Genomic DNA, 25,690 nt, shown 5'->3' with positions numbered 1-25,690 from the left:
CCTGCCGCCGGACGCAAGCGCCGGGGCGGCCTCAGCGCCCAGAAGGGGCGGGGGCGTGGTGACGCCACCGCACCGGAAGTTCAAGAAGAACCCTCCGGGCCGGTACAAGGAAGTGCACGAGCGACAGCGCAAGGCACATTCCTCACGATGGGTCCGGGGCGAGCACGGCATTGCCCCCGGGAACCGGCGAGCCCTCGCCCGCCGTCAGCGCATGAGCGACAGAGGTGCCGGTCAGGTCTGCGGGCAGCCCGCCGGCAGTGCCCGTTCCCTGAGGCGTACGCCCAGCACACCGATCCAAGCTGATCAAAAAAGATCAATTAGTGGGCCGATCCGGCAGGTACGGAGCATGTGAGGCTGCATCAAAAAAGCTGTGAATAGCATGAGTTGAAGGCAGAAGCAAAGGCATCCGGTCAGTTCTCTCCGAGAGGCGGAGCTCATGGCATTCACGATCGACAGACCTCACGCACGTGGCAGAGCGCCGCGCCGCTTATGGCGCGCCACAGCCGGGGCGCTGACCGCCGCGCTGCTCGGCGCTGTCGGCGCGGTGCTTCCCGCCGGCCCGGCGCACGCGGCCGGGCCGGCGCAGCTGGTCTACATCTCCAATGCCGGTGCGGGGACGGTGAGCGCCTATGACCCGGCGACCGGGTCGACGGTGGCCACCATCGAGGTCGGCAGCGCGCCGACGGGCGTGGCGCTCACGCCGGACGGCTCCCAGGCATGGGTGGCCAACGGCGCCAGCGACACGGTCTCGGTGATCGACACCGCGAGCAATTCCGTCGCCGCCACCGTCGCGGTGGGGCGCACGCCCCAGTCGGTGGCCATTTCTCCGGACGGGGGGCGGGCGTACGTGGTGCGCACGGCCGACCCCGGCGGGGTCGACGTGATCGACACGTCCTCCCTGGTGGTCACCGCCACCATCACGGCCGGCAGCTTCCCGGACATCGTCGGCCTGTCCCCGGACGGCGGCCGACTCTACGTGGGGAACTTCTCCAGCAGTACGGTGTCGGTGATCGACACCGTGAGCAACACCGTCACCGCCACCGTTCCCGTGGGGAACGCGGCCGGGCTGGCGGTCAGTCCCGACGGCGCCCACGTCTACGTCGCCGACTACAACGACAACCGCCTCTCGGTGATCGACACCGCCACCGCCACCGTCACGGCGACCGTCCCCGTCGGCAGCCTGCCGCAGAACGTGGCCGTCGCACCCGACGGAGGACGCGTCTACGTCGCCAACCGGGGTGGCAACTCCGTCTCCGTCGTGGACACGGCGACCAACACCGTCGTCGCCACGGTCCCGACCGGTGCGGGGACGAGCGGCGTACTGGCCGACCCGGACGGCACCCGTGTCTACGCCACCAACACCTTCGTCAACACCATGTCGGTGATCGACACCGCGACGCTCACGGTCACCGCCACCGTCCCCACCGGTTCCCGCCCCTGGGGCCTGGCGATGGGCAAGGCCGTCCCGCCCGCCGTCACCGCCATCTCACCGGACCACGGCCCGGCCACGGGCGGCACCACCGTCACCCTGACCGGCAGCCACCTGACCGGCACCACCGCCGTCACCTTCGACGGCACCCCCGCCAGCGGCATCACCGTGGTCGACGACACCACCGTCACCGCGACCGCCCCCGCCCACACGCCCGGCACCGTCGGCGTTTCGCTGACCGTCAAGGGCCGGACCGTCGCCGCCGGGACCTACACCTACCAACGGCCCGCACCCACGGTCACCGCCGTCACCCCCGCCCGGGGCCCGGCCGCCGGCGGCACCACCGTGACCCTCACCGGCACCGGCTTCACCGGCGCGACCGCCGTCGCCTTCGGCGCCGTCCCGGCCGCCTCGTTCACCGTCCACAGCGACACCGAGATCACCGCGACCTCCCCGGCCGCCACCACCGCCGGGTCGGCCGACGTCACCGTCACCACCCCTGCCGGGACCAGCACCACCAGCCCGGCCGACCGCTACACCTACACCCGGGACACCACGAAACTCACCGCCGACCCCCTGCTGTTCTCCCTGACCCCCGGCCAGCTGAACATCAACCTGAACCTGTCGGCCACCCTCACCGACACCACCACCGGCAAGCCCGTCAGCGGCGCGACCGTGAAGTTCGCCGTCGGCACGACCACCGTGTGCAGCGCCACCACCAACGCGGCAGGCACCGCGACCTGCACCGGCCCCTCCCCCGTCGTCGCCGTCCTCCTCAACCTCGGCTACACCGCCACCTACCACGGCACCCCCGCCCTCGAAGCGGCCACCGCCACCGCCGGGCTCATCCGCATCCACTGACCCGCCCCAACAGGCCGGCGCCGGGGATCCCCGGCGCCGGCCTCCGTGCTGCTCCGGGCAAGGCCAGGACCTGTCCGGGCGAGCACGGAACCGTCCTGAGACGATCGGCCCGGTTGCTCGTCCTTTCCGGAACGGTGTGCCGGATGCCCAGCCCGCGCAGGTGTACGTCGACGGCGACCTGCGCACGGCCGACAAGGTTTCCCAGGTAGTCGATGCTCTTCGGTCCTACGCCCTTCACCGTGCGCAGAGGGTCTGGCTTCGTTCATTTGCAGGAACAGCGCTTGTCGATGGGTTGCGGAGGCAGTTGGTGATCGACCGGCTCGGGAATGTCGACGAGAGATGAAGACAGGTGTCCGGCCCCGATGAAGGCTGGTCGATCTCGTGGGGCCGGCGATCGGTAGGTGGTGGCGTCGAGCGTTGAGTCGCCTGTTCGAGGGGGTGGGGCCGGGCTGGAAGAACCAGAGATCACGATCAAGCCCACCCGCGACGAAGCGACGATCTGTCGGACTGGACGGGATCAAGATGCTCAAGCGCCAGTTGTTCGGCCGTGCAGGCCTTGCCCTGCTCCACAAGCGTGTGCTCCTTGCGCAGTGAACGGCGTCAGCGGCTGCTGAGATGCCGACCGCGGCTCGGTCAGCGAATACCAGGAGACACACAATCGGCTCGACTCCACAGAAGTTACGCCAGGACCCCTTCTCGAGTACGCCGACACCGGCGGCCCTGCCAGGGACTTGTCGGGCACTCCGCCCAGCGCACCGTAGACGCTGCGACGAACCGAGCGCTTTGCCCTGTGACGCAGCCCGACCCCCACGATGAACGACAACACGAAGAGCCTCCCGAGGACCGTCTCTACCAGCGGGTTGGAGACGAAGTACACGAAGCACGCGACACCAGCCCAGACCAGGATCGGCAGGAGCGAGGCGCGCAGCACCGTCCCGAACCCGATCCGTTCCGGTGCCGACAGCGGCACACCTTCATGCCGCGCCTCGATGTGATTCCTGGTCACACAGTGCTCAGGTCGCATGAAACCACCACATCATCGACAGGTCGGGTCTGGTGCAGTGATCCGCAAGAAACTGCCTGGGCGTGGCCGTGCCGATGAGTTGGGAAGTGGTGCGTGAGCGACCATGGGAGGTGCCTGCTGACCGAGTCTGGGGATGTCGCCTTGCTTGGGCTGCAGTCAGGACCGTGCAGTGGGAGCCTGGGGTGCTTCTCCCACGGGAGGCCGGAGAGGCGTGTCGCGGAGGATAGGGGCCGTGTGGTGAGTACGTTCGTGTTGATCCACGGTGCCGGGGACGTCGGTTGGTACTGGCACCTGGTCGAGAAAGAGCTGCGGGCGCGCGGGCACTGTGTGGTGGCTCCGGACCTTCCGGGAGACGATGACTCGCTGACGCTCGACGACTACGCCGACGCCGTGGTCGAGGCGGTCGGCGACCGTCACGGCCTCGTGGTCGTGGGGCAGTCGTTCGGTGCGTTCACCGCGCCCCTGGTCTCCGTGCGCCGCCCGGTCGAAGCACTGGTGCTGGTCGCCGGAATGGTCCCCGAGCCCGGCGAATCACCCGACCAGTGGTGGAGCAGCACCGGGTACACCGAGGCCGTGAGGCGCCAGGCTGCCCGGGACGGCGTCACCGGCAGCGACGACCCATACATCGCCTTCTACCACGACGTGCCCCGAGAACTCGCCCAGGAAGCGCTGAGCAAGGGACGGGCGCACCCGTCGTCGGCCGCATCGGCCCAGCCATGGCCGCTCAACGCCTGGCCGGCCGTGCCGACCAGATTCGTGCTGTGTACCGAGGACCGCTTGTTTCCTCCCGACTTCCTGCGTCGGCTCGTGCTGAAACGTCTCGGTCTGGTCCCGCACGAGATCGCCGCGAGTCACTGTGTCGCGCTCAGCCGGCCCGTCGAGCTGGCCGGCATTCTGGTGGATGCGGCCAAGAGCCAACGTCATCGAGCGGGCGCTGCAGGCGCTGACAGCCGCCCCCGTGCGGCTGGCGATCCCGCAGCCGCCGGACCTGCGTCTTCCCCCCTCACCACCGGCCAGGCCGACGAGACAACCTAACCCTGGGCCCTCTGAAGGCGGGTGACCTGCTCTGCGATGAGCACAGGCGGGAAGGCGCGTACATCGCGGCCGGCGATCGACAGCTTGCTGAAACGCGCCACCGTGCTCCCGACCCGTACCACGGTGTACTCGATCACGGACGGCCCCAGTTCCACCGGAGCGGCGAGCTCGAACCGCACAGCCTCATCCCCGAGTCGCGGGGCGGAAAGAACGCTGACCGTTGCCTTGTACCGGCCGGCCGGGCTCTGCCGCTCGAAGTGCCGGCAGGTCTTCAGGCCCTCACGCACCTTCGCGAACACCTCCTTGGCGCTGGAGCCCTCGTAAGACGCCAGCAGAGAGCTACCGCCGTAGACGTCACCCTTCCAACGGAACAACTGAAAGGCCTTCGCCGGGGCTGGTGTCTGCTCGCCCTCCGCGGCATCGAGCATCTCCCGGCAGGTAGACCCGGACAAAAACTTGACTTCCGCACCGTCCGCTCCGGTGTGGAAGACAGAGGCCGGTTCACCGATCAAATCCGGAACCGTACCGACCGGCAGCGCCGCCTCCACCAGCTCCTCGGCCGTCAGCCGCCGAGCGGGCCGGGCCACGGCCGGGGACGAGACCGCGCCCGGCTCGGATGCCGACGCCGGTATGGGCGACTGGGAAGCCACAGGCGGCGCAGACGGCCCGGATGCCGACGCCGGCATGGACGGCTGGGCTTCCGCCGCACAGGCAGAGGCGGACAGCACGACAGCGGCCGCCAGCACGAGAAAGCCGGAGGAACGACGAAAGGCACCTGTACGCATGACCTGGCCTCTGAACAGTACGAATGATCAGAGGGACACTAGACCACGAGCAGTTTTCACCATCGCCCGGCCAGGGTCCCCCACCCGACGTGCTGCCTGACCGATGGTTCACCTCAAGGACGACCGCATCCAGAGGTCTTAGGACCATCCCCGCAGACTCGAGGAGAAGCGGCGGGTCCACTTCCGTCCTTCGGCCGACCAGGGCCCATCCCCGCACGAGCAGGGAGCAGTACGGGATCAAGGCTGAGGTCGGCCGCAGATGGGGGCGCAGCGCGGACACAGCTGCGCCCTGTGAGCCATCCCGCGTGACGCCCGTTTGGCCTAGCGTCACGCGCCTCGGGCATGGGCCGCTCTTAGCGTGGGATGACGCTCGCAGGGCACCGAGGAGGTCTTCCGATGAGCAGTCGCAGGACGGTCGCCGGCATAGCTCTGGCCATCGCTTCTGTCGCCCCGTGGTCCGGTGTCGCTCACGCTCAGGATCTCGACTGCCGGGACTTCCGCTTCCAGGAAGACGCTCAGGCGGTGTTCGACCGGGATCCGAGCGACCCGAACCGGCTCGACGAAGACCAGGGTCCCGATGACGGCATCGCCTGCGAAGCACTGCCCAGGCGCGGCATGCAGACGGTGCCGCCCGTGGGCCCCAGCGCTACCGGCGTCCCGCCGGTGAATCCGAGTGCCCCCGCCCTGCAGTCGGCGGCCCCTGTCGTTCCCGGCCCTGTCGCTCCGAGCCGCGGCACCCGGGCGGGTATCGGCGGAGCGTTCCGTCCGTCCGGTCTCAGCGTAGGCGTCGGCCTCACCCTGTTCGTCGGAGCTGCCCTGGCAGGCGGATACCTCGCCGTACGACGCCTGCGCCGTGCGGATTGACCCGACTTTGACCGCACGATCGAGTGGGGTCGGCCGCCACTGCCCGCCTTGTTGGGGCGGGTCACAGGAGTGTTGCTGCCCTCGCGGTCGTCGGGGCGGTCAGGCTCCGATGTCGACGGATCGTTCGACCGCGTTGCGCTGCTTGTACGTCTCGGCGTCGAAAGCGGGCGGTCGGCCGTCGGCCCGGCCGCGGTGGAGGCGGAGGCCGGCCTGGTCCGCGGGCTGAGGGATGACGGCACGTATCGCGCGTCGGCGACGGTGCTTCCTGATCGCGCGGGATGAGCGGGATGAGTACGCGCGGTCGGCCAGGGCCGCATCGGGTCGGGTCCTCGATCTTCCCGGTCCGCTTCGCGGAGCACGGATGGCGGCCATGACGGTCTCGAAGGCCGGGGCGTCACCTGTCTGGCCTGCGGTGATACGGAGGGCCAAGGGCCATGCGTGGCTGTCGCCGGCGAGGTGGACCTTCGTGCTCAGAGCGCCGCGGGAGCGTCCAGCGCATGGTCTTCGGGTTCGGCCCGGCCTGGAGCACCTTTTCCCTGGCTCCGGCAGCGTGCTGGTGGGCCCGGCAGACGGTGGAGTCCACCGACACGGTCCAGCCGATGTCGTCACCGTCGTCGGCCGCTGCCAGGAGCGCGGCGAGGATGCGTTCCCGGGTTCCGTCCACGGCCCATCTGATCAGCCATTGGTGGACGGTCTGGAACGAGCCGAGCTCGTCCGGCAGATCCCGCCAGGGCGACCAGGTCCGGTACTTCCAGGCGATGGCCTCCAAGGTCCGGCGGTGATCGGCCCACCGCCGACCGCGTACCGGGTCGGCCGGCATCAGCGGCGCGATCCGGTCCCACATCGCCTCAGTGATCACTAACCGGACGGACACATCCGATCAACTGACCGACCGATCAAGGAGACACGTCCTAGCCGAGCCAGGCGATGTCCAGGACGGACAGGTGCCGAAGGGGTCGGTTGGCGAAGTAGATGACGGACAGGCGGCCGGCGGACGCGATCCGGACGCCTTCGCCCTCGGGGTCGTCGGGGTCCCACTGGCGGAAGCCCCACGGGTCGGCCGCGGCGGCGTCGAGCAGGTCCCAGACCGTCTCTTCGGCGTGCTCGGGAAGTCCGGCGAGGACCTTCGCGGCCGGGGCCGAGAGGCGGACCGCATACGGCTGCGTGCTCACCGGCGCCGCCGGCCGCGGAGCTCGGCCATGTCGATGAACCCGGTCTCATCGTGGCCGGAGGCCACGAACGCTTCGACCGCGGCGGCGGAAGCGAGACGGGCCTGCCAGACGTGCACGACCTCGTAGAGGGTGTTCAAGGAGAACGTCCGACGCGACTCCTCCAACGCGGCCGCCCATTCCCCTTCGAAGGCGGGGACCCACCGGTCCGCACGCCGATCGGCTCGCAGCCGGGCGAGAAGCTCGGCCGGGGCGCCGGGCGCGGGCGCGTACGCGGCGACAGGTGTGTGATCGGGCTCGGCGCTCATCGGCTCCTCCTGCGGCGAGTGCTACCAGCCACCCTAGAACCTCGTGACCCAGGCCGTGCAGATTCGAGGGCGATCGCAGGGCCGGACGCCACCGCATCGTCGCGGCGCCGAATGGGCAGCCGGAAGAACACTTGACGCTCCGTGCGGTTTCAGGGGCGGTTCACGTGGCCCGGCGCCATGGGACAGAGGTGTCATCAGGGAGGCTACGGCCTGGGACCACGAATGGGACTACGCATCGGGTTCAGCTTGCCGTCGCGCAGCTCACCGGCGTCCGCGCGGCCCTCAGCCAGCTCACCCGATAGCCCGATCTCGAACCTTGCCGCACCCGTTAGGGCCGTCTCCTCGCGCCGCCGCAGCCGCTACCCCTCCGACACCATCATCGCCGAGCGGACCCTGCTCGAACCCCTCCTCCCGGTGGCCGTTGACTACCGGTGGCCGTTGACGCAGCAGCCGCCCGCCGAGTGGCACCGCGCGGGCTGCGACAGAAAGCAGGCCGCCGACGAGGAAGGTGCCCCGTACCTCGGCAAGGGGCAGGATCAGTCCCCCGAGCGCGGCGCCCGCCGCGATACCGACGTGGTAGGAACCGGAGTTCGCCGCGAGCGCGATGTCCGTACGGCCTGGAGCGCAATGCAGCATCGCGTTCTGGGTCGTCATGAACACCGGCCCGAGTGCACCGTCCATGGAAGTACCTCACCGGGATCACCGCTCCACCGCAACCCCGTTCATCTACCGCGCGGGCGAGGGTGACCTCGCAGCGGCATGGAGCCGTCGGCGATGTACCGGGCGGCGATCCGGCCCGTGGTCGGTGACGATCTCCTCCAGCTGACCGACTGCCTTCAGCACGACGAACGGCTCCTCGTCGACGAGTTCGTCAAGGCGTTCGCGCAGTGTGCGCAACAGGCCCGTGACGTCGTCGGGCAGAGGCAGTGTGCGCGGCGACGTCGTCCATGTGTGCCTCCCCGTCCTTCTCTGCCCCGGAGGTGTCCTCTGCCCCGAAGGTGTCGTAGACGTCGCGGCCGACGCTCAGGGGCTGTTCCCAGTCGAAGGAGGAGGTCCGGTATCCGTCGGGCCGGTCCCAGAGGTCCGGCGGCCCCTGCGACCTCCAGCGGAGGGCGAGCCGTCCGCCAGGGGATTCGGGCGCAGAGGTTCCGGCGCCGTTGTCCTTGCTGAAGTGGCGCAATGAGCGGTGACGTGTTCCCGCACCGTCACCACGGGCGGCCCGGTGACAACGCCCGGGTCTCCAGGGCGGTGCACGGCCTCGACCGGCTCGAGGGGTGCCCGACCTGCTGGAGCGGGAACAGGGCCGGGGCGAGGAACCGCCGTAGGTGATGGCGCACAGCCCGGTCCGCGGCGTGACCCTGCGGACATTTTCCCGGCCCGCCGCATCCGGGGCTCCCCCACCCTCGGAAGCATCTGTGTCCGGAGATGCCGCAGGAGCGTCGGTGGCGGAGAGGGAGGCCGTGCGGTGATCAGCGTAGAGAGGGTTCTCGTGGTGGGCCTGCCCCTTGCCGACCTCGTGGCGTACTTGGAGGACTTCGCCCGCACCGAGGAATGGGACCCCGGGACGGTGTCGTGCGTACGGCTTGACGACGGGCCGGTGCGGGCAGGTGCGCGCTGGCGCAACACCTCGGTCTTCCGGGGCCGTACGACCGACCTGGAGTACCGGCTCGACGTGCGTGAGTCCGCGCGGCTGAGGTTCGTCGGGGAGAACAAGACGGTGACCGCGGTCGACGATCTCCGCTTCGGCGTGGAGGGGAACGGCACGCGGCTGACCTACCGGGCTTCGCTGACGTTCAAGGGCCTCGCGAAGTTGGCGACGCCGTTCTTGCGGTCGGAGTTCGAGCGGCTGGCCGACGGGGTGGCCACCCGCCTGCCGGCCGCCGCCGTGGCGAGGGGCACGTGACCGGGCTCCCCCCACGGATCTCGCCGCGTTCCACACGGCCTGGTAAGGCGTGCCGCGCAGACGACTCGGTCGGGCGAGGGTGATGCGAAGGCCTTGGTTCCCGGGCCGGAACCGGTGGGAGGTGCGGACGATGCGATGCCGACGCCGTCCGGGACGGACCGACCTGCGCCCGTCGTGCCGCAGCAGTGGGAAGAGGTCGGTGGGAACCTCGGAGCGCTCCTGTGCGGAGCGGTGCGGCGCGGCGTCTTCGTCGTGAGGTCGGAGCCCCTCGGGGCCCAGGGCGGAACCATGTCTCGAATGCGTGGTGCGGTTCGGCCCTGCGGACCGACAAGCGTGCCGTGGATCTGCCGAGCCGCACCGCGTCCAGCCAGATCCACGGCCTGGGGGCGTCAGCCCTGGCAGACGCCGCGCGCGTAGTCGTACGTGGCGGTCTTCTGCGAGTACTTCCACTGCGGAGCGAGGAGATCGTCCGCCAGCCGGCGGGCGGCGGCGGGGCTCTCGATCACGTAGCCGAAGTCCTGGAGCCAGGACGGGTACAGGTTCTTCGAGCCGATGTAGAAGGCCGCGTCGTCCACGGAGACCAGCTTGTGGTGCTGCGCGTACGGCTTGCCGTCCGCCCAGGTCGGCTTGTCCGAGGCGCGGAAGGTCGCCAGCTGCAGGTTCTGGCACATCGCCGCCCGTGCCTTCGGCTCGTCGCCGGTCAGGACCTTCAGGCGGCCGCGCAGGGCGTCGCTCACCTCGGACAGCGACTTGATCTGCGAGTAGCCGCCGCTTCCGATGGTGCCCCGGTTGGCCGGGTCGCTGACCACGATGCGCACCTTCACTCCGGCGGCGAGCTTCGCGGCGAGGGTGTCGTAGAGCCGGATGTCGTAGCGGGGCAGCGGCGGGCAGGTCGCGTTCATGTCCTGCTGCGAGATCTCGATGTGCTCGGTGGCGCCGGCGACGAGAGCGCGCAGGGCGGTCTCCTCCGGGTTGACCGTGTCGTAGTCGCGGTCGGCGTTGGTGTAGTCGTGCACGCCGATCCCGCAGGTGGTGTCGGAGGCCGTGGGCAGGACGGGCCGGAACGACGAGGACGGGTCGCTCTGGCGGATCCCGACGCCGAGGCCGCCCACCGCGAGGGCGGGGACGTCGCCGTCGGCCGGCGGGGCGGCGGGCCGGGGCAGGGTGGGCAGACAGCCCGCGCCGTTGGAGGAGGCGAACCAGACGCTGGTCCAGCTGCCCTTGTTGCGGCAGGTCCAGTCCCACAGCGCGTCGAGGTAACGGCCGGCGGAGCCGGCGGCCGGTCCCGACAGCGCGAGGTCGACGTCGTTCACCGGGTGGGCTGTGTCGAGGTAGTCGTCCTTCCAGCTGTTGATGCCGCCGGTGATCACCGAAGTGCCGTCCACGACGACCAGTTTGGAGTGGTTCCAGGAGAAGCCGGTCTTCGAGGTCGTCATCGAGGCGACGTTGAGGGTGACGTCCGCGGCCGCGGGTCCGAGCTTGGTCACCAGCTCGTCGCGGTACGAGGACGGGATGACGTTGGCGTGGTAGAGGGGCGCGGCGCCGACCAGGATGCGGACCTGGAGCCGGTTGCCCTTCTGCGTCGCCTCCTTCAGACCGGCCACGATCGCGTCCTGGAAGCCGCCGTTGGGAAACGGGGCCAGCGTGGATATGTCCACGCTGTGCCGGGCCCCGGCGATGTCCTCGCGCACCTTCTCCAGCAGACGACGGGAGCCGGAGCGGTCGGCGCACGTGGCATCACCCCAGCAGCCGGGGGTCTGGAGCAGCCAGTCGGCGCCGCCGGGTGCGGAGGCGCCGAGCCGGTTGCCCTCCGTCCGCTCCCAGACGGAGCCCTCCAGACCGGGAGAGACCTGACGCAGCGCCTGTTCCACGCCGTCGAGGTGCGGGGTGGGCGTGTCGGCGAGCGCGGGAGCGGCGGACAGCAGGAGGCTGGAGAGCGCGAGGGGCAGGGCCATCGTGCGGAGGGTGGGTGCCAATGTGGTTCGGTTCCTTGCTGGGGGGGGGTGGCTCAGGTCGACGGCACCGTGGACGGGGCCTCGACCTTGATCAACTCACGTAAGTTACCAGCACGTAGACACCAGTTCACCCCGGCCTGAGGCGCTTTCAGCCGGTATCGCGCCACGCACGCCAACTGCCTTGCTCGGCCCTGTCCGTCACCCGACGCACCCCCGACGCGGCGGGACCCGCGCAGCACCGCTCCCCGCAGCACCGCTCCCCCGGGAAACGCGCCGCCCCCGGCAGGCCGATCCCCGTCGGCGACAACGGCAGCGGCAGCCGTACCCACGTCCGCGAAACGGGTCGTACACCCCGCCTTCGCCACCCCGCTGTTGGCCGGTATCCGTTCATCCCGACCAGGCCTTCGGCCGCCTCGCCCTCCGCCGGGCGGTCACGCAGGGCCCGCTCCACGTCTCGACCACCACCTCGTGAGACGGGGCGGGAGGGTTCTCGTCCGTGAACGCCGCGAGCGGCGAGCGGACGGCGGACGGCGAGCCCCAGCAGATCAAGGCCGTGCAGGACGGGCCGGCCGTCCTTCGACACCGCGGCATCGCCACGATCCTGGACCGGCGGCCTTCGGTGCCACGGGCGCCTCGCACGGGTGGAGCCGGCACTTCTCCTCTGTCGGCCGAATGTTCACGGAAGACATCTCGTGCCGGCGTGGACCGGCTCCGGTGGGGGGCTTCCCGAGCACAGGGGAGAAACGGGACGGCCTGCGGGCTTCGCCCCTCTGATGCCCTCGATCCCGCGTCACCGGGAGCCGGGCCGGCTCGCCGGCTCCGGGAAGTCCGCCACGATCTCGGGCTCCAGGCCCTCGGCGGGGGTGGTGCGAGGCCGGCCGATGTCGGAGCGCCAGGCCTCGAAAGCGAGGGTGGTGGCCGTCACCACGGCCAGTCCCAGCAGCCAGCCCCCGACCACGTCGCTCACCCAGTGCACCCCCAGCGCGACGCGCGTGTAGCTCACGCCGAGCACCGCCACCGTCGCCAGGACCCACGGCAGCGGCCGCCAGGCGCGCGGGACCAGAGGGAGCAGGACCAGCAGCAGGACCGCACAGGAGGTGGTGGCCGTCATGGCGTGCCCGGAGGGGAAGGAGAAGCCGGGCGCGTGGGCGACGGGTTCCGGCAGGTGCGGCCGGGCGCGCTCGACCACGTTCTTGACCAGCAGCCCCACCAGCCCGCTGACCGTCGCGGTGACCGCCGCCCAGGCGGCGAGACGGAACGCCCGCCGCCGCAGGAGCCACACCACCACACCTGCCACCAGGAGCCGCATCGTCAGCGGTCCCCACGCGACGTGCGTGAGGAAGTCGAGCACCCGCACCCAGGCCGGACTGCCGAGTGCGGAACGGTGCAGCCGCTCGGCCACGTCCTGGTCGAAACGGTACAGCGGGGCCCAGCGCGACTCCACCAGCACCAGGGCGAGGGAGAACGGGACGGCCGCCAGGGCGGTGAGGGCCGCGCCCACCACCAACCGCGCGCCGAACCTCGTGTCGGGCCCGCCGTGACCGGTCACGAGCCGTCCGGGACGGTGCCTCCGGGTCCGGGTGGAACGCTCAGTCATGGTCGGTACGGTTCCTTTCCGTCAGGGGGCGGGAGGGCCGGTCGGCTCAGACGCCGGGGTCCTCGGTGATCGGCGTCGCCACGCCCGCGCGTACGGCCTCCAGCTGGGCGGCGAAGGAAAGGCCCAGGAACAGCGCGAGCGAAGTGAGGTACGACCACAACAGCAGTGCCACGAACGCGCTCAGCGGCCCGTACACGGTGGTGAAGGAGCTCGCGGAGCCGACGTACAGGCTCAGTGCCCACGTGGCGCCCAGCCACAGCAGCAGGTGGACGGTGGCGCCGAAGGCGAGCCAGGTGTAGCCCGGTTGGGCGCGTCGGGGCGAGCGGCGGAAGACGACGCTGGTGGCGATCACCGCCAGCAGGATCCCCACGGGCCAGCGCAGCACGTCCCACGCGCGGGACGTGGACGGCTCCAGGTGATAGACCTCGATCAGGGCCCGGTTCAGGTCGGATCCGAGGACGGTGACGCAGAAGCTCAGTCCGAGGGGCACCCCGGCCAGCACCGCCATCACCAGCCCACGGGCGTATTTGTGGAGGAACGGCCGGTCGCGCTCCACGCCGTATATGCGGTTCGCGCCGCGCTCCACCTGGCACATGGCCGTGGTGACGTTCGCGACGGAGAACAGGAGGCCGAGCCACAGGGCCACCGTGCCGCCCTCCCCTGCGTGCCGTCGGCTTTCCCGCAGGGCGTCGTCCACCACGTCCTGGCTCGGACCGCTGATCCGGTGGATCGTCAGCTCGGCGATCCGCCCGACGTCCTCGGTGTGCAGCACTCCGGACAGTCCGATGACGGCGATGGCCAGCGGAAGGAGCGCCAGGACGGTCTGCAGGGCGAGGGCCCGGGAGTGGCTGAACCCGTCGGCGTAGCGGAACCGTACGAAGGAGTCCCGTACGAGGGCCCAGCCTCCGTAGTGGCGGAGCGCGGCCCATGCTTCCTCGCCCGACAGGGCGTCCCCCCGCAGACGCAGTGCGGCTTCGACGGCGTCGACCTCACTGCGCTGTGGTACGCGCGTCGCGGTGCCCATGGACTCCTCCTTCCGCTCCGGTCCCCGCCGGGAGGTCCGACCCGGCCGAGGTCCCCGTCCGGGCCCGGACGGCAGCCGGCCCCGGTGGCACCGCCCCGCTCCGGGCCTCTTCCCGGGCCGGGGCCTCTTCCCGGGCCGGGAACCCTGCTTCCGCCAGGGCGTCTGCCGTGGTGTCCGTCCCCGCCGGTGCGTCCGCCCGCGCCGAGGCCGGCAGGTACACCCGCAGCGCACCCGGTTCGACCTCCGCGGTCAGCCGGGTACCCGCGGGGAAGACGTCGCCGTCGAGTTCGCGCGGCTGGGCCCGGGCGAACTCGAGGTCGATCCGGGCGGCGCTGAAGTACTCCAGTGCGCCGCGCGCGAGGGACCGCTCCCCCGGGCCGGCAGCACGCTGCCGCCTTCCGCCCGGTGCGCGCGAGGCGAGGTACCCGGCTGCGGCGAGCCACCCGGTCAGCCCTCGCGGGTCGAGCAGGACGACCTCCAGCCTGCCGCTGTCCGGTCGGGCCTCCGGCAACAGCGGCAGCCCGCCCTGGAGCGTCCCGACGTTGCCGATGACGACCATGCGGGCCCGCCGGTCCAACCGGGCGCCCCCGTCCAGCCGGATCGACAGCCGCATCCGGGCGTCTCCCAGATGCCGTACGGCCGACACCACGTACGCGACCCAGCCCAGACGCTCTTTGAGCCGCGCTGAGGCGTCCTGGACCATGGCGGCGTCGAAGCCCGCCCCCGCCATGACCGCGAACCGGGTCGGAGCGATCCCGTCGCCCTGCATCCGTCCCACGTCGAGCGCGGCGGCCCGCCCGTTCACGGCCTCCCGCAGAGCGGCCACGGGATCGGCGGGCAGCCGCAGGTTGCGGGCGAGGAGGTTCCCGGTGCCGCAGGGGACGATCGCCAGGGGGATGCCGGTACCGGCCAGGACGTCCGCGCAGGCTCGTACGGTGCCGTCCCCGCCGCAGACGACGACCAGATCCGCGTCCGTCCCGGCGAGGCACGGGGCGAGGCCGCCGGAGGGATCCGCGGCCGTCGTCTCCGTCCACCGCTGCTCCGCGTATCCGTGGTCGCGCAGCAGGGCCCGTACGCGGTCAGCGGTGGTGTCGTCGCACGCGTGCGGGTGGCGTACCACGACGACCCGCCGCGCGCAGGAGGCGGACGGGTCGGAGACGGACTTCGCCGCCTGCTCCCGGGGGCGCGGCAGCAAGGCGGCAGCCGCGAGGGCCAGCACGCAGGCGCCGTTCAGCAGTCCCACCACCACGTCGGAGGGGTGGTGCATGCCGCGGTAGACGCGGGAGGCCGCCACGAACAGCGGGATCACGAGGAACAGCCCCACCACGAGGTGTCGCCGGAAGCCCTGCAGACGCCGGGACGCGAGGACGGCCAGCCCGCCGAAGAGGGCAACGGAGGCTCCGACGTGGCCGGAGGGGAAGCTGGACGTCGGCGGCGCCGGGTCCAGGTGGGGCACGTCGGGGCGTTCGCGGTTCACGACGAGGGTGACGAGCAGGAAGACGGCGGACTGTGCGGCCACCGCCACGGCGAGGAACGCCGCCTCACGCCATCGGGGCACCTGGGGCACCAGGAGCAGTGCCGCCGTGCACACCAGGGTGAGGGCGATCACGCTCCCCGTGTCGGCCAGCAGCGACGCCCCGTCGGTGAGCGCGGTGGCGAGAGGGGTACGACGGGCGGCGAGGGCGCGGTTGACGTCGTCTTCCGCCGACAGCGGCCAGCGGTGTGCCAGGGGGCCGGTCACCAGCAGCCCCAGTGCGGCGACCGCGGCCGCCTGGACGGGCAGCAGCAGGAGCGGGCGACCCGGTCTGGCCGCCTCGTGCGGGTTCGTCATTCGCGCCGTGTTACCTGACGGGCGCCGGTCAAACGCCCGGTGGGCCGTTGTGGCCGTATCCGGGCCCTGCGGCGTCGTGGACGAGGCCGGGGCGCCGCGGCATGGCCGTTTTCCGCCGGGCGCCCGAACCACGCTGCTGCGGCGCTTCCTCTCGACGCCCGCCATGTCGCCCCCCGCCGCTCGACGTCTCGGCCGGGGGGCCGCACGAGGTGCCGGAGGGGCGTCCTAGCCGGTCGGTTCCCGGGGCGCCGGCGTGGCCGGGCCGGCCATCGGGCGGTCCTCGTCCTGTGCGCCGGCGTCCTTCTGCCGCTCGCCGTCCTCGCCGGCGTCGCCGGTCCGTGGGCGCTCCCTGCCGGCGATCCGGATGTCCGGTGCCTCCGGCCCCGGAACGGGCAGGTCCGGCGTGACGGGGTCCCGCGTCGCGGGAACGGGGTCGGGAAGCTCCGGTTCCTGGGTGCTTCGCATCAGAGTCTCCTCGTTCGGTGAGACACGGTTTCGACCTCTCCGCTGCCCCCTTCCCCGGTCCTCACTCCTCCGTCGACGGTGTCCGACCGCGTGGAAAGAAGGATGAGAGCGATGCCGCCGGGCAGGAAACCACCGTGACATCGAACGCTCTCCGCGCACGGCGGAGCACTCCGGGGAACCGGTCCGCCGAGCTGCTCAGGCGCACCCGCTCCAGCCTGTGGAACACCGCCGTGCGCCTCTGGGACGACAACATCGCCGACTACGCGGCGGCCCTCACCTACTACGCGGTGCTGGCGCTCGTGCCCGCCCTGCTCGTCTCGGTCTCCCTGGTGGGACTCGCCGGGACCGCCACCCGCGAGCACCTGATCCGCGACCTCACCTCCTACGTCCCTCCCCCGTCGGCGCAGGCGCTCCGGGAGGCCTTGGAGGGCCTCACCTCGACGCCCTCCTCCCTGTGGGCACTGCTCGTCAGCGGGGTCCTGAGCGCCCTGTGGTCGGCCTCCAGCTACCTGGCGGTCTTCCGTCGCGCCCTGCACACGATGCACCGGCAGCCCGACACGCGGCCTCCGCTGCGCGCGGCGCACGTCCTCGTCCTCACCGCCGGCACGCTGCTGGCCCTGCTCGTCGCGGGCGCCGCGAGCCTCGTCGCGACGGGCCCCGTGGCCCGTCAGCTCGCCGCGGCCGCCGGCCACTCGAGCACGGCCGCCATGACCCTCCTGCGGTGGCCCGTGCTCCTGGTGGTCGTCACGGCACTGATCCTCATCCTCTACCGGACCGGGCCCGCCCAAGCCCGCGGCATGCGCCGGGGGTTCCCGGGCGGTGCCCTGGCGGCCTTCCTGTGGCTCAGCGCTTCGGCCCTCTTCACCCTCTACACCCAGTTCGGGACCTACAGCCGCCTGTACGGTTCGCTGGCGGGGACCGTCGTCTTCCTTGTGTGGCTGTGGTTCAGCAACCTGGCCCTGCTCGCCGGCGCGCAGTTCAACGCGGTGCGCGCGGGGAGCGGGGAACGGGCCGACGAGGCGCCGGCGAACGCCGAGACCGCTTCCTCCTACAGGTAGCGGCGGATGGGAAGGACGGCGGTCTCCCGTGCGCGCTGCAGCAGCGAACGCCGCTTCCAGCGGTCCGGGATGATCAGTTCGCTGACCTCGAGGTCCTCGTCGTAGTGCGCGTCGAGGGCGGCGGTGAACTCGGTGTCCATGACGGCGAGCATGACCTCTTCGTCATGGTCGAGCGAGCGACGGTTGAAGTTCGTCGAGCCGATCAGCGACACCACGCCGTCCATGGTGATGATCTTCGCGTGCATCATGGTCGGCTGGTACTGGTGGATGCGCACGCCGCACGCGGTCAGCGCCTCGTAGCGGTGCTGTCCCGCCAGCTGGCACACCCGCTTGTCCGTGTGGGGGCCGGGCAGCAGGATCTCGACTTCCACGCCGCGGCGGGCCGTGGCGCAGAGCAGGTCGATGAAGTAGTCGTCGGGGGCGAAGTAGGCGGTCGCCAGACGGATCCGTTCCTCGGCCGACTCGAGGATCACGCGCATCAGGGTCTGCATGTCCTGCCAGCCGAAGCTGGCCGAGCCGCGGACCACCTGCACGATGGCGTTCCCGCTGGGGCGGTGGCTCACGAAGCGGTCGCGCTCGTCGAAGAGCTCCGTATGGCATTCGGCCCAGTTCTGGGCGAAGGCGGCGGCGATGCCGTCCACGGCGGGGCCTCGGACCTCGACGTGCGTGTCCCGCCACTCGTCGGAGTTCCGCGCGTCACCGCACCATTCCTCGGCGATCCCGACGCCCCCGGTGAAAGCGGTCTGCTCGTCGACCACGAGGACCTTGCGGTGGCAGCGGTGGTTCTGCTTGAGCGGCGAGAGGTAGAGGGGCTTGCGGAACCAGGCGACTTCGACTCCGGCTTCGCTCATCCGGTCCAGAAGGTCCTGCTCTATCAGGCGGCTGCCGAACCCGTCCAGCAGCAGCCTCACCCGCACGCCCGCACGCGCCCGGTCGGACAGGGCCACGGCGAATCGCCGCGCGATGTCGCCCCGCCAGTAGACGAAGGTCATCATGTCGACGGTGTGACGGGCACTTCCGATCGCGCCGAGCATCGCAGCGAAGATCTCGTCCCCGTTGCGCAGGGGACGTACGGAATTGCCCTCGGTCGCCGCGATCCCGATGAGCCGTTCCAGGCGTCGGCGTATGCGGTGGATCCGTTCGTCTGCCGGGCCGCTGTCGGCGGTCGCGGTCGTCGCACCGCCCAGCGGCGGCTCTCTGTCAGGCATACCGGTACTCCTCGGTCGGGCCTATGGCGATCAGGACCATATCCGACGGCGTCCAGGACCCGGCGCCGGATTCCGGGATCGCCCGGGACGGGGCCGCGCCCTGCCGCCGGGAGGGGTACGCGCCCGGGCTGCCCTCCGCCTCGGTCCCGGTCCCTGACGCCACCGGCGTCGTCTTTCGTCCGGGTCCGGGATCGAGGGCGTGGAGTCGCGGTGCGCTGCGGGAGCGGTCCGGGCGCCCGGGCTCAGCCGGGGCGCCTCCGCGCAGGCGTCCTGACCGATGACGCGCGACAAGGCGTACGGATCCCGCTGTGACCGTTCCTGCCGGCGGCGGCCAGGCCAGGACCCGGCCTGCGGCGGCCGGGTCCTCGGCGGGTATCCCGCCCCAGATGCGTGCGGCGACGATCCCGGAGCGGATCGACCGGATCAACGGGCGCCTCCGCCGCGGCGAGACACGCTGTCGCCTCGACCGGACCTTCTACCGGCGCCGCAGCGTGGTCGAGCGCTGCTTCGGCCGGCTCAAGCAGAGCCGGGCCCTGGCCACTCGCCACGACAAACGAGCCGTCCGCTTCCAGGCCGTGGTCACCCTCGCCTGCCTCCGGCTCTGGCTCCCCTGCCTTTCCGGACACTGCCTGGGGCCGACCAGGAAAGAGGTACCTTCACGTCCTGGTGGCGGCGGTGCTTACGGTTTGTGGGTGACCCAGAGCAGTTCCGCCGGCCAGCGGTGTGCCCAGTCGGGTGGGTCGGTCTCGTTGTAGCCGTTGGGTGTTCCGGGTTCGGGCCGCGGCTCGATGAGGTCGTCGATGACGAGACCCGCGCCGCGCAGGACCTTGACCCAGTCGCCGTAGGTGAGCTGATAGCTGGTCGCGCCGTCGGCTTCGGCGACGGCGTTCAGCCCGAAGTAGTCCTGCCGCAGCGTCGTGGTCACGCGGCCGGCGGCTTCGTCGTAGCAGGCTTCGAACCATGGGCTGGCGACGTTGAACACAAGGCGCCCGCCGCGGCGCAGGATGCGTGCGGCCTGCGGAACGGCCAGGTGCGGGGGCGCCCAGCTGAGCCCGCCGTAGTCACAGAACACCAGGTCGAAGCTGTCGGCGGCGAACGGAAGGTGTTCGGCGGCGCCTTGCACCAGCGGGTAGCGGGCCGCTCCCATCGCGCGAGCCGCCGCGGCGAGCTGGGCTTCGGACAGGTCGATCCCGACCACGGTGGCGCCCTCGGCGGCGAGCGCCCTGGACCACTGGCCGGCGCCGCAGCCGAGTTCGAGGACGCGCTTGCCGGTGACGTCGCCCAGGGCGTGCAGGTACGCGTCGGGGAGGGAGTACATGCCCCACAGCCGGGGCGCCGCGCCGATCTGCGGGTCGTGCTCGTGCTGGTAGGCGCTGCTGATCTGGTTCCAGAACCGCCGGTTGGCAGAAATGCTGTCCACGCGCCGACTCAAGCACCGCCTGCCGAGGCGGTCAACACGATTGTCTGCGACGGGGCGGCACAGACAGCGTGCGCTACCGGCGGGCGATGATCCTGTCGGCCTCGCAGGGAAGACCGGACCGGACACCGGTTTCCCAGGGCTCCGGACGGTGCGAATCCCTGGCTCACCTGACAACTCACGGGAAGCCGGCCGACGGCCCATCAGGTCGCAGCGCGGACCGCACCTCATCAAGGGCCGGGGCTCCGGGATCACGAACGGGCTGACCCACCTCGGATGACCAATGGGGGCGGAAACGTCTTACGAAGTCTGTGAAGTCGTTCCGGAGATACCGAGGATCGGACGGCTTCAGCCGGATCTGCTGATGGCTGTCTGCCCACCAGATCTCGAAATCCGCAACCTTACCCTCCGTCGGCCAGTCGTCGCTTTGTTCCGGAAGCAACAGGACGTCGACGAATCCTCCGACGTTCAGGCCGATGTCCACGAAGATCCCGATCGCGCCGGGCCGGGGAACCTTCACCACGGTGCCCTCGAAAACCTGCCCGAAGCGCAGCCCCCTCCGAATCCGAGCCCACTCGGCATCTGTCACCACGAACCCCTCTTCGCACCCTCGACCGCGAGATCCTCGAATTCTCATCCCACCTCGGCCGGCCTGTCCGGCCTCCGGTCGAGCCGGCCTCGGCCGCCGTGGCGTCAAGGCTCTCAAGTTCCGTCCCGTCCGATGGTCCAGTCGCTCCGCCCTGGGTCATTGGGCCGCTCTCTGCCTCTCGACCCGCTCACGTGAGCGAATGACCAGGCGAGAATCCCCCGTCCGTCCCGGCACACGATGTCGCCGGACGCCAGGACGGCAAGCGCCCGGCACCGGCCGGGCGACAGCGTGATCAGGCGCTGTCGGCCTCGCTGGATGCACGTGGTGTCCGGGTCGCCGGCACGGCAGGAGCCCGCAGGAGGTCGCGCCAGTCGGCGGGCCAGTTGGCCAGCGCGAGGACGCCCATGATGACGAGGTGGGTCGGCGCGGCCCAGCTCTCCACCGCCGGGTCGTGGTTGACGATGTGGGTGGTGACCGCGCCGGTGAGGACGAACATCAGGGTCGTGGCACCCAGGAACCGTGCTCGCCCGTCGGGCATCACGAGCAGGAGGGCGGCGACACCTTCCAGGGCACCGACGGCGAAGCGCATCCACGACGGGTATCCCCACTCGGCGAACTTCACGGAGTACGCCGAGCTGAACACCGTGTCGCCCGGCCAGAACTTGGTCACGGCGCCCAGCGCGAACTCGAGAGCCAGGAACCAGTACACACCACTCATGAGTCGTTTCGACATGTTTCTTTCCTCCAGCGGGAAATGTGGGCAGGGTGATTCTTCAGACCGGCGAATCGCGGCCCGGTGCGGAGTCGTTGCTCTCGGGTCAGCCCCGCAGGGTGGTGATGGCCTTCTCGATGCGCCGCCGGCGCGTCTCGGGCTTCTTCGCGCTCTCGATCGCGCGCACGTGCTCACGCTTACGGCTGTAGGCGAGGACGTCGTAGGCGGCGCGGGCCACCGGGTCGTCGTCCAGAGCCCGAGCGAAGTCCGTCGGTTCGACCACGACACGCGGCTCGTTGTCGAGCTCGAGGCCGACCTCGACCTCCTCGCCGATCGCGACGTCCGCCGCCCGCCGGTTGGCGTTGCTGAGGCCGAGCAGGTGGCGGCCTCGCAGGATCGCGATGCGGCTCTTCCAGGAATGCCCGTTGACGGTGATCGTCACCGGCGGCCGCGCGCCGCCTCCCAGCGCCGCCACCACCTCGGGCGGCACTTCCAGACCCCGCATGGGCTCAGGCGGCTCGACACAGGCGCGGAACGTGATCGTGCCGCCGGTGCCAGGACGGGCGGCCTCATGATCGGCCCCCTCGACAGTGACGGACGAGAGAGACATGCGGACCTCGGTGGAAGTGGTGGTTGCCATGACCATCACGCTAGAAGCCGCACCGCTTTCAGCGCTTCTCGAATCCTGACCAGCCCCGAAACCAGCTCCCCACACGGGTCTTTGCGCGGCGGCGTCTCCTCCACCCTGGCCCGGACCGCCTCCGGCTCCCCCGCCGTCCGACTGAGTACGCGTACTCAGGTGCCGTCCGCCGGACTCCTCCATGCTGGGTCGCGAACGCCGGAACGTCTCAGGGGGACACACGCATGGACCAGGCACTGCAGCTGCGGACTGCCACGCCTCGGGATCACGACTGGATCCACGAACTGCGCCACCGGGTGTACGCGGAGGAGCTCGGCCAGCATCCCGTAAATCCCTCGGGGAGGCTGAGCGACGGACTCGACGGCGACAACGTCTACCTCGTGGCCGCGCGCGGCGAAACGCCGATCGGCTTCGTCAGCCTCACCCCGCCGTGGGTCGGCCGCTACTCCCTCGACAAGTACCTGACACGCGAGGAACTGCCGGTCCTGACCGAGGAGTCGCCGTTCGAGATCCGCGTCCTGACCGTCGAGGAGCAGTGGCGGTCCACCGCGGCGGCGCCGCTCCTCATGTACGCGGCGCTGCGCTGGGTCGCGGCGCGGGGCGGCCGCCGGGTGGTGGCGATGGGACGCACGGAGCTGCTCGGCATGTACCTCGCCGCCGGGTTGCGGCCGGTGGGGCGGACCGTCCGTTCGGGCGCGGTCTCGTTCGAGGTGCTGAGCGGTTCCGTGGCCGAGCTGACGAGGACGGTCTCGGAGCGTCACGGCCGGTCCCTGGAGCGGCTGCGGACGGGACTCGACTGGCGGCTCGACGTGCCCTTCGCGCCGCGTGCGGACGGCTGTGAGCACGGCGGGGCGTTCTTCTCGGCGATCGGTACGGACTTCCGGACGCTGCCCCGCCGTCACGAGGTGGTCGCGGCGGATGTGCTGGACGCGTGGTTCCCGCCGTCCCCGGGGGTCCGCGCGGTCCTTTCGGAGGATCCGGGATGGGCGGCCCGGACCTCGCCGCCGACGGGCGCGGAGGGACTGCTCGCGGAGATCGCCGCGGTCCGTGGGCTGCCGGTGGAGTCGCTGGTCGTCGGGGCGGGCTCGTCCGATCTGATCTTCCGGGCGTTCGGCCGGTGGCTGACGCCGGGCAGCCGGGTGCTCCTGCTCGACCCCGGCTACGGGGAGTACGCCCATGTCACCGAGCGGGTGGTCGGCTGCCGTGTCGACCGCCTCCAGCTGTGCCGGGAGGACGGCTGGCTGCTCGATCCCGCTCGGCTCGCCGCCGCGACCGGCGACGGGCGGTACGACCTCGTGGTGGTGGTCAACCCGAACAATCCGACCGGCCGCCACGCCCCGGCCGACGCGCTGCGCGCGGTGATCGAGGCGTCGCCCGCGCGGACCCGGTGGTGGATCGACGAGGCGTACCTGGGCTATGTCGATCCGGCGGACTCGCTCGCCGGGCTCGCCTCGGCGGACGGCCGGGTCGTGGTCTGCACCTCGCTGTCGAAGATGTACGCGCTGTCGGGGATGCGGGCCGCGTACCTGGTGACCGATCCGCAGACGGCCGGGGAGTTGCGCCGCTGGACCCCGCCGTGGCCCGTGAGCCTGCCGGCCCAGCTGGCTGCCGTGACGGCGCTGCGCGACCCCGCGTACTACGCGGAGCGCTGGGCCCGCACTCATGTGCTGCGCCGGGAACTGGCAGACGGGTTGAGGGAGTTGGACGGATTCTCTTCCGTCGACGAGGGTGTGGCGAACTTCCTCACGGTGACGCTGCCGCCGCACGGGCCGAGTGCGGCGCGGCTGGTGCGCGAGTGCCGGCGGCACGACGTGTTCCTGCGTGACCTGTCGCCGATGTCCCCGGTGTACGAGGGACGGACCGTCCGGATCGCCGTCCGCGACACGGCGGAGAACGCGCGGATCGTGGCGGCGTGCCGAAGCGCCCTGGACGCCCTGCGCGCGCCGGCCGCGATGGTGTCGGGCGTCCCGGCGCCGGTCTCGCGGTGACGACGGTCGCGGGTCTCGTGCCGTACCTCGGCGGGGCACTGGCGGCCGGGGGTGTCGCGGTGGCGGCGACCCGACGCCGCGAGCTGATGGTCCGCTGGTGCGTGTGGGCGCTCGCGGTGCCACTGGTGACGGCCGCGTTCTGGCTCGGGCCGCCAGGGATCGCGGTGCTCACAGCCGTGGTCGGGGTGGTTGCGGTGGCGGAGTTCGGCGGGCTGCTGCGGCTGGGCCCGGTGGACCGGGCGGTGCTCGGCGCAGCGGTTGTCGCACTCGTCCTGGCCGCCTGGCTGGCCCCCGACCAGGTGGTCCGGGTGGCGGCGGTCGGGGCGCTGGCGATCGCCGGGGTGCCGCTGTTCGCGGGCGACGCCGAGCACGGGCTCCGCCGCCTGGGGGCGGGCCTGCTCGGGCTCGTGTGGCTGGGTGCCCTGGCCGGCCTGGTACCGTCCGGCGCCCTCGGGCTCGTCCTGTTCGTGGCCGTTTCGATCGCCGACATCGTCGCGTACGCGGCGGGCCGCCGCCTCGGCGGCCCGCGGCTCTCCCCGCTGTCGCCCGCCAAACGGTGGAGCGGCACGCTGGCAGGGGCGGCGGCCGGTCTTCTGGTCCTCACCGTGCTGTCGTCCCTGACGTGGCAGACCGCGGTGGCCGTGGCGGTCGGCGGCCCGCTCGGGGACCTGCTGGAGTCGATGGTCAAGCGAGGAGCCCGCGTCAAGGACGCCGGCCGCTGGCTGCCCGGCTCCGGCGGCCTCCTCGACCGGATCGACTCCCTCCTTGTCGCCCTGGCGGTGCTGTTGGTACTGACGTGAGCCGTGGGGCGGGGCGGGGCGGGGCGATCAACGAACATCCGTACCGACCGTCACACCGGCAAGGGCTTCCGTACGGAAGCGCATCGAAGGGAGGAACGGCTCGGCGCGAACAGATCATGCCCCCCCTTGCCGTGGCGTAGCCGAACTCTCGACCAGGCGGACCGGGACCGACGGGGACACCCTCACGCTGAAGCAGGACGGGATGTTCATCGCCGACAAGGTCCGTATCGCCATAGGCCGGTACGGCAGTCTGGTCCGGCCCGGAACAGGCATCCGGGAGCAGGGCTCCGACGAGAAGCAAAGCTTCGTCGGTGTGACCTTCGACGCCGATCACTCCGAACGGGAGGGCGGGGTTCTCAAGTGGTGGGCCGCCATCGACGATCCGGACGAGGAGACTTCCGTGCCGACGGTGGCGTAGAAGGGAGATGCCGTGGTCACAGAGGTAGCGGCGGGGGAAGCCCATCCATTCGTCGCGCACTCCGTCCGGCACCGCGGCGGCCACCTGCGGGACGGCTCGGCGCCGAGGAAGGCCTGGACGACAGAAGCAGGCTCCGGAACAGGCACCTTCGATGAAATCCACTCGCCCGGGGCGCACCTTGAAGTGGATCATGAGTGAATGACGTCGACCCGAGCGGCAGCAATCGCCCTACAGGACCGTGCCGCCCTCTGGAGCATGGGAGAAGTCCGCGCGATCGAAGTCGTCAACGCCGCCTGTGATGCGCTCGTCGCCGGACTCGACACCCCCGGCCTTCGCACTCTCGCCGCCCTCACGCGCGCTGAGGCGGACTACGACGTCCACGACCTGCTCCCCGCAGCGCTCGACGAACTCGGCCTCACCTTCTATCCGGTTGCCGACGAGGCCGGCCGGGAAGCCGCTGCCCGAGCCCTGGCGCGCCGCATGCTTGCCGGCGAGCTCACGCCTCGAGAGTTCACTGAGCCGTTTTCATCCTGTCTCTGTGGGGTGAAATGGCAGGTCAGCAGGGGTGTGCAACGAGACGAGGCTCCTGGTCGTTGCGGTGGTGTTCTCT

21 protein-coding genes and 4 pseudogenes are annotated in these 25,690 nt (G+C 71.2%); 10 read left to right on the top strand and 15 right to left on the bottom strand.

Going from position 1 to position 25,690, the window contains the following annotated elements; all coding sequences use genetic code 11:
• Window positions 1–436: 436 nt before the first annotated feature.
• Both ACFYUZ_RS35280 and ACFYUZ_RS35275 read left to right on the top strand, forming a co-directional pair.
• Window positions 437–2,290 (top strand): IPT/TIG domain-containing protein, encoded by a 1,854-nt coding sequence (locus tag ACFYUZ_RS35280; protein ID WP_389316251.1) that lies wholly within the window; start codon window positions 437–439, stop codon window positions 2,288–2,290.
• Between the two features lie 1,261 nt (window positions 2,291–3,551).
• Entirely contained in the window at window positions 3,552–4,349 is a 798-nt protein-coding gene (locus ACFYUZ_RS35275; RefSeq protein ID WP_389316250.1) for an alpha/beta fold hydrolase, read from the top strand.
• On the opposite strand, the gene ACFYUZ_RS35270 is transcribed toward ACFYUZ_RS35275, so the two are convergent.
• Window positions 4,346–5,134 (bottom strand): hypothetical protein, encoded by a 789-nt coding sequence (locus tag ACFYUZ_RS35270; protein WP_389316249.1) that lies wholly within the window; start codon window positions 5,132–5,134, stop codon window positions 4,346–4,348. The two genes, ACFYUZ_RS35275 and ACFYUZ_RS35270, sit on opposite strands and share 4 nt — an antisense overlap.
• 396 nt (window positions 5,135–5,530) lie before the next feature.
• On the opposite strand from ACFYUZ_RS35270, the gene ACFYUZ_RS35265 reads away from it, so the two are divergent.
• Window positions 5,531–5,998 carry an excalibur calcium-binding protein gene (locus tag ACFYUZ_RS35265; protein WP_389316247.1) on the top strand — a complete coding sequence of 156 codons (468 nt, stop codon included), beginning with the start codon at window positions 5,531–5,533 and terminating at the stop codon, window positions 5,996–5,998.
• 111 nt (window positions 5,999–6,109) lie between these two features.
• Here ACFYUZ_RS35265 and ACFYUZ_RS35260 read toward each other — a convergent pair.
• The 4 genes and pseudogenes from ACFYUZ_RS35260 to ACFYUZ_RS35245 form a co-directional block, all read right to left on the bottom strand.
• Window positions 6,110–6,872, bottom strand: a pseudogene (locus ACFYUZ_RS35260) (IS5 family transposase); the annotation flags it as partial.
• Window positions 6,873–6,909: 37 nt separating this feature from the next.
• Window positions 6,910–7,170 (bottom strand): hypothetical protein, encoded by a 261-nt coding sequence (locus ACFYUZ_RS35255; RefSeq protein WP_389316246.1) that lies wholly within the window; start codon window positions 7,168–7,170, stop codon window positions 6,910–6,912.
• Window positions 7,167–7,475 carry a DUF6247 family protein gene (locus ACFYUZ_RS35250; RefSeq protein ID WP_389316244.1) on the bottom strand — a complete coding sequence of 103 codons (309 nt, stop codon included), beginning with the start codon at window positions 7,473–7,475 and terminating at the stop codon, window positions 7,167–7,169. Before ACFYUZ_RS35250 ends, ACFYUZ_RS35255 begins: the two co-directional genes overlap by 4 nt.
• Before the next feature lie 291 nt (window positions 7,476–7,766).
• A pseudogene (locus ACFYUZ_RS35245) lies at window positions 7,767–8,156 on the bottom strand (hypothetical protein); the annotation flags it as partial.
• Window positions 8,157–8,940: 784 nt separating this feature from the next.
• Here ACFYUZ_RS35245 and ACFYUZ_RS35240 point away from each other — a divergent pair.
• On the top strand, window positions 8,941–9,378 hold the full coding sequence (locus tag ACFYUZ_RS35240) for an SRPBCC family protein (RefSeq protein ID WP_389316242.1): 438 nt from the start codon (window positions 8,941–8,943) through the stop codon (window positions 9,376–9,378).
• Window positions 9,379–9,767: 389 nt separating this feature from the next.
• Here the strand turns inward: ACFYUZ_RS35240 and ACFYUZ_RS35235 are convergent, their stop codons facing one another.
• The 5 genes from ACFYUZ_RS35235 to ACFYUZ_RS35215 all read right to left on the bottom strand — a co-directional run bounded on the left by ACFYUZ_RS35235 (window position 9,768) and on the right by ACFYUZ_RS35215 (window position 16,250).
• Window positions 9,768–11,354: a phospholipase gene (locus ACFYUZ_RS35235; RefSeq protein WP_389316240.1), complete on the bottom strand. Its 1,587-nt coding sequence runs from the start codon at window positions 11,352–11,354 to the stop codon at window positions 9,768–9,770.
• 769 nt (window positions 11,355–12,123) lie between these two features.
• Entirely contained in the window at window positions 12,124–12,930 is an 807-nt protein-coding gene (locus tag ACFYUZ_RS35230; protein ID WP_389316238.1) for a phosphatase PAP2 family protein, read from the bottom strand.
• A 46-nt stretch (window positions 12,931–12,976) separates the two neighbouring features.
• The gene (locus tag ACFYUZ_RS35225; protein ID WP_389316236.1) at window positions 12,977–13,954 is read right to left on the bottom strand and encodes a YihY/virulence factor BrkB family protein; all 978 of its coding nucleotides are present in this window, start codon (window positions 13,952–13,954) and stop codon (window positions 12,977–12,979) included.
• Window positions 13,920–15,785 (bottom strand): diacylglycerol kinase family protein, encoded by a 1,866-nt coding sequence (locus ACFYUZ_RS35220; protein WP_389316234.1) that lies wholly within the window; start codon window positions 15,783–15,785, stop codon window positions 13,920–13,922. Before ACFYUZ_RS35220 ends, ACFYUZ_RS35225 begins: the two co-directional genes overlap by 35 nt.
• Before the next feature lie 225 nt (window positions 15,786–16,010).
• On the bottom strand, window positions 16,011–16,250 hold the full coding sequence (locus ACFYUZ_RS35215) for a hypothetical protein (RefSeq protein WP_389316233.1): 240 nt from the start codon (window positions 16,248–16,250) through the stop codon (window positions 16,011–16,013).
• A 134-nt stretch (window positions 16,251–16,384) separates the two neighbouring features.
• Between ACFYUZ_RS35215 and ACFYUZ_RS35210 the strand changes: the two genes are divergently transcribed.
• Entirely contained in the window at window positions 16,385–17,308 is a 924-nt protein-coding gene (locus ACFYUZ_RS35210; protein WP_389316231.1) for a YihY/virulence factor BrkB family protein, read from the top strand.
• Here the strand turns inward: ACFYUZ_RS35210 and ACFYUZ_RS35205 are convergent.
• Window positions 17,299–18,516 (bottom strand): phosphatidylserine/phosphatidylglycerophosphate/cardiolipin synthase family protein, encoded by a 1,218-nt coding sequence (locus tag ACFYUZ_RS35205; RefSeq protein ID WP_389316229.1) that lies wholly within the window; start codon window positions 18,514–18,516, stop codon window positions 17,299–17,301. The two genes, ACFYUZ_RS35210 and ACFYUZ_RS35205, sit on opposite strands and share 10 nt — an antisense overlap.
• A gap of 323 nt (window positions 18,517–18,839) precedes the next feature.
• On the opposite strand from ACFYUZ_RS35205, the pseudogene ACFYUZ_RS35200 reads away from it, so the two are divergent.
• Window positions 18,840–19,127, top strand: a pseudogene (locus ACFYUZ_RS35200) (transposase); the annotation flags it as partial.
• Between the two features lie 68 nt (window positions 19,128–19,195).
• Here the strand turns inward: ACFYUZ_RS35200 and ACFYUZ_RS35195 are convergent.
• The 4 genes from ACFYUZ_RS35195 to ACFYUZ_RS35180 form a co-directional block, all read right to left on the bottom strand.
• Complete coding sequence (locus ACFYUZ_RS35195) at window positions 19,196–19,936, bottom strand: class I SAM-dependent methyltransferase (RefSeq protein ID WP_389316227.1); 741 nt, start codon at window positions 19,934–19,936, stop codon at window positions 19,196–19,198.
• A gap of 175 nt (window positions 19,937–20,111) precedes the next feature.
• Complete coding sequence (locus tag ACFYUZ_RS35190) at window positions 20,112–20,522, bottom strand: hypothetical protein (protein ID WP_389316225.1); 411 nt, start codon at window positions 20,520–20,522, stop codon at window positions 20,112–20,114.
• A 292-nt stretch (window positions 20,523–20,814) separates the two neighbouring features.
• Entirely contained in the window at window positions 20,815–21,255 is a 441-nt protein-coding gene (locus tag ACFYUZ_RS35185) for a DoxX family protein (RefSeq protein WP_389316223.1), read from the bottom strand.
• A gap of 85 nt (window positions 21,256–21,340) precedes the next feature.
• Window positions 21,341–21,874 carry a YdeI/OmpD-associated family protein gene (locus tag ACFYUZ_RS35180; RefSeq protein ID WP_389316221.1) on the bottom strand — a complete coding sequence of 178 codons (534 nt, stop codon included), beginning with the start codon at window positions 21,872–21,874 and terminating at the stop codon, window positions 21,341–21,343.
• Window positions 21,875–22,098: 224 nt separating this feature from the next.
• Here ACFYUZ_RS35180 and ACFYUZ_RS35175 point away from each other — a divergent pair, with 224 nt between their 5' ends.
• The 4 genes and pseudogenes from ACFYUZ_RS35175 to ACFYUZ_RS35160 form a co-directional block, all read left to right on the top strand.
• A complete protein-coding gene (locus ACFYUZ_RS35175) occupies window positions 22,099–23,862 on the top strand; it encodes an aminotransferase class I/II-fold pyridoxal phosphate-dependent enzyme (protein ID WP_389316220.1) in 1,764 nt (587 codons plus the stop codon).
• Entirely contained in the window at window positions 23,859–24,662 is an 804-nt protein-coding gene (locus ACFYUZ_RS35170) for a phosphatidate cytidylyltransferase (RefSeq protein WP_389316219.1), read from the top strand. Before ACFYUZ_RS35175 ends, ACFYUZ_RS35170 begins: the two co-directional genes overlap by 4 nt.
• A 202-nt stretch (window positions 24,663–24,864) precedes the next feature.
• Window positions 24,865–25,080: a hypothetical protein gene (locus ACFYUZ_RS35165; RefSeq protein ID WP_389316217.1), complete on the top strand. Its 216-nt coding sequence runs from the start codon at window positions 24,865–24,867 to the stop codon at window positions 25,078–25,080.
• Window positions 25,081–25,278: 198 nt separating this feature from the next.
• A pseudogene (locus tag ACFYUZ_RS35160) lies at window positions 25,279–25,690 on the top strand (hypothetical protein); the annotation flags it as partial.

The organism is Streptomyces sp. NPDC004266, assembly GCF_042874095.1.
GTDB lineage: Bacteria > Actinomycetota > Actinomycetes > Streptomycetales > Streptomycetaceae > Streptomyces.
Note: the sequence above shows the minus strand (reverse complement) of the source record. Positions and strands in the feature narration are given on the sequence as shown.

Excerpts from the sequence above, each read along its gene's own strand:
- ACFYUZ_RS35280 (WP_389316251.1), top strand. The coding sequence starts at position 437 with ATGGCATTCACGATCGACAGACCTCACGCACGTGGCAGAGCGCCGCGC.
- ACFYUZ_RS35165 (WP_389316217.1), top strand. The coding sequence starts at position 24,865 with ATGTTCATCGCCGACAAGGTCCGTATCGCCATAGGCCGGTACGGCAGT.
- ACFYUZ_RS35270 (WP_389316249.1), bottom strand. The coding sequence starts at position 5,134 with ATGCGTACAGGTGCCTTTCGTCGTTCCTCCGGCTTTCTCGTGCTGGCG.
- ACFYUZ_RS35215 (WP_389316233.1), bottom strand. The coding sequence starts at position 16,250 with ATGCGAAGCACCCAGGAACCGGAGCTTCCCGACCCCGTTCCCGCGACG.
- ACFYUZ_RS35175 (WP_389316220.1), top strand. The coding sequence starts at position 22,099 with ATGGACCAGGCACTGCAGCTGCGGACTGCCACGCCTCGGGATCACGAC.
- ACFYUZ_RS35230 (WP_389316238.1), bottom strand. The coding sequence starts at position 12,930 with ATGACTGAGCGTTCCACCCGGACCCGGAGGCACCGTCCCGGACGGCTC.
- ACFYUZ_RS35250 (WP_389316244.1), bottom strand. The coding sequence starts at position 7,475 with ATGAGCGCCGAGCCCGATCACACACCTGTCGCCGCGTACGCGCCCGCG.
- ACFYUZ_RS35205 (WP_389316229.1), bottom strand. The coding sequence starts at position 18,516 with ATGCCTGACAGAGAGCCGCCGCTGGGCGGTGCGACGACCGCGACCGCC.
- ACFYUZ_RS35220 (WP_389316234.1), bottom strand. The coding sequence starts at position 15,785 with ATGACGAACCCGCACGAGGCGGCCAGACCGGGTCGCCCGCTCCTGCTG.
- ACFYUZ_RS35185 (WP_389316223.1), bottom strand. The coding sequence starts at position 21,255 with ATGTCGAAACGACTCATGAGTGGTGTGTACTGGTTCCTGGCTCTCGAG.
- ACFYUZ_RS35180 (WP_389316221.1), bottom strand. The coding sequence starts at position 21,874 with ATGGCAACCACCACTTCCACCGAGGTCCGCATGTCTCTCTCGTCCGTC.
- ACFYUZ_RS35225 (WP_389316236.1), bottom strand. The coding sequence starts at position 13,954 with ATGGGCACCGCGACGCGCGTACCACAGCGCAGTGAGGTCGACGCCGTC.
- ACFYUZ_RS35265 (WP_389316247.1), top strand. The coding sequence starts at position 5,531 with ATGAGCAGTCGCAGGACGGTCGCCGGCATAGCTCTGGCCATCGCTTCT.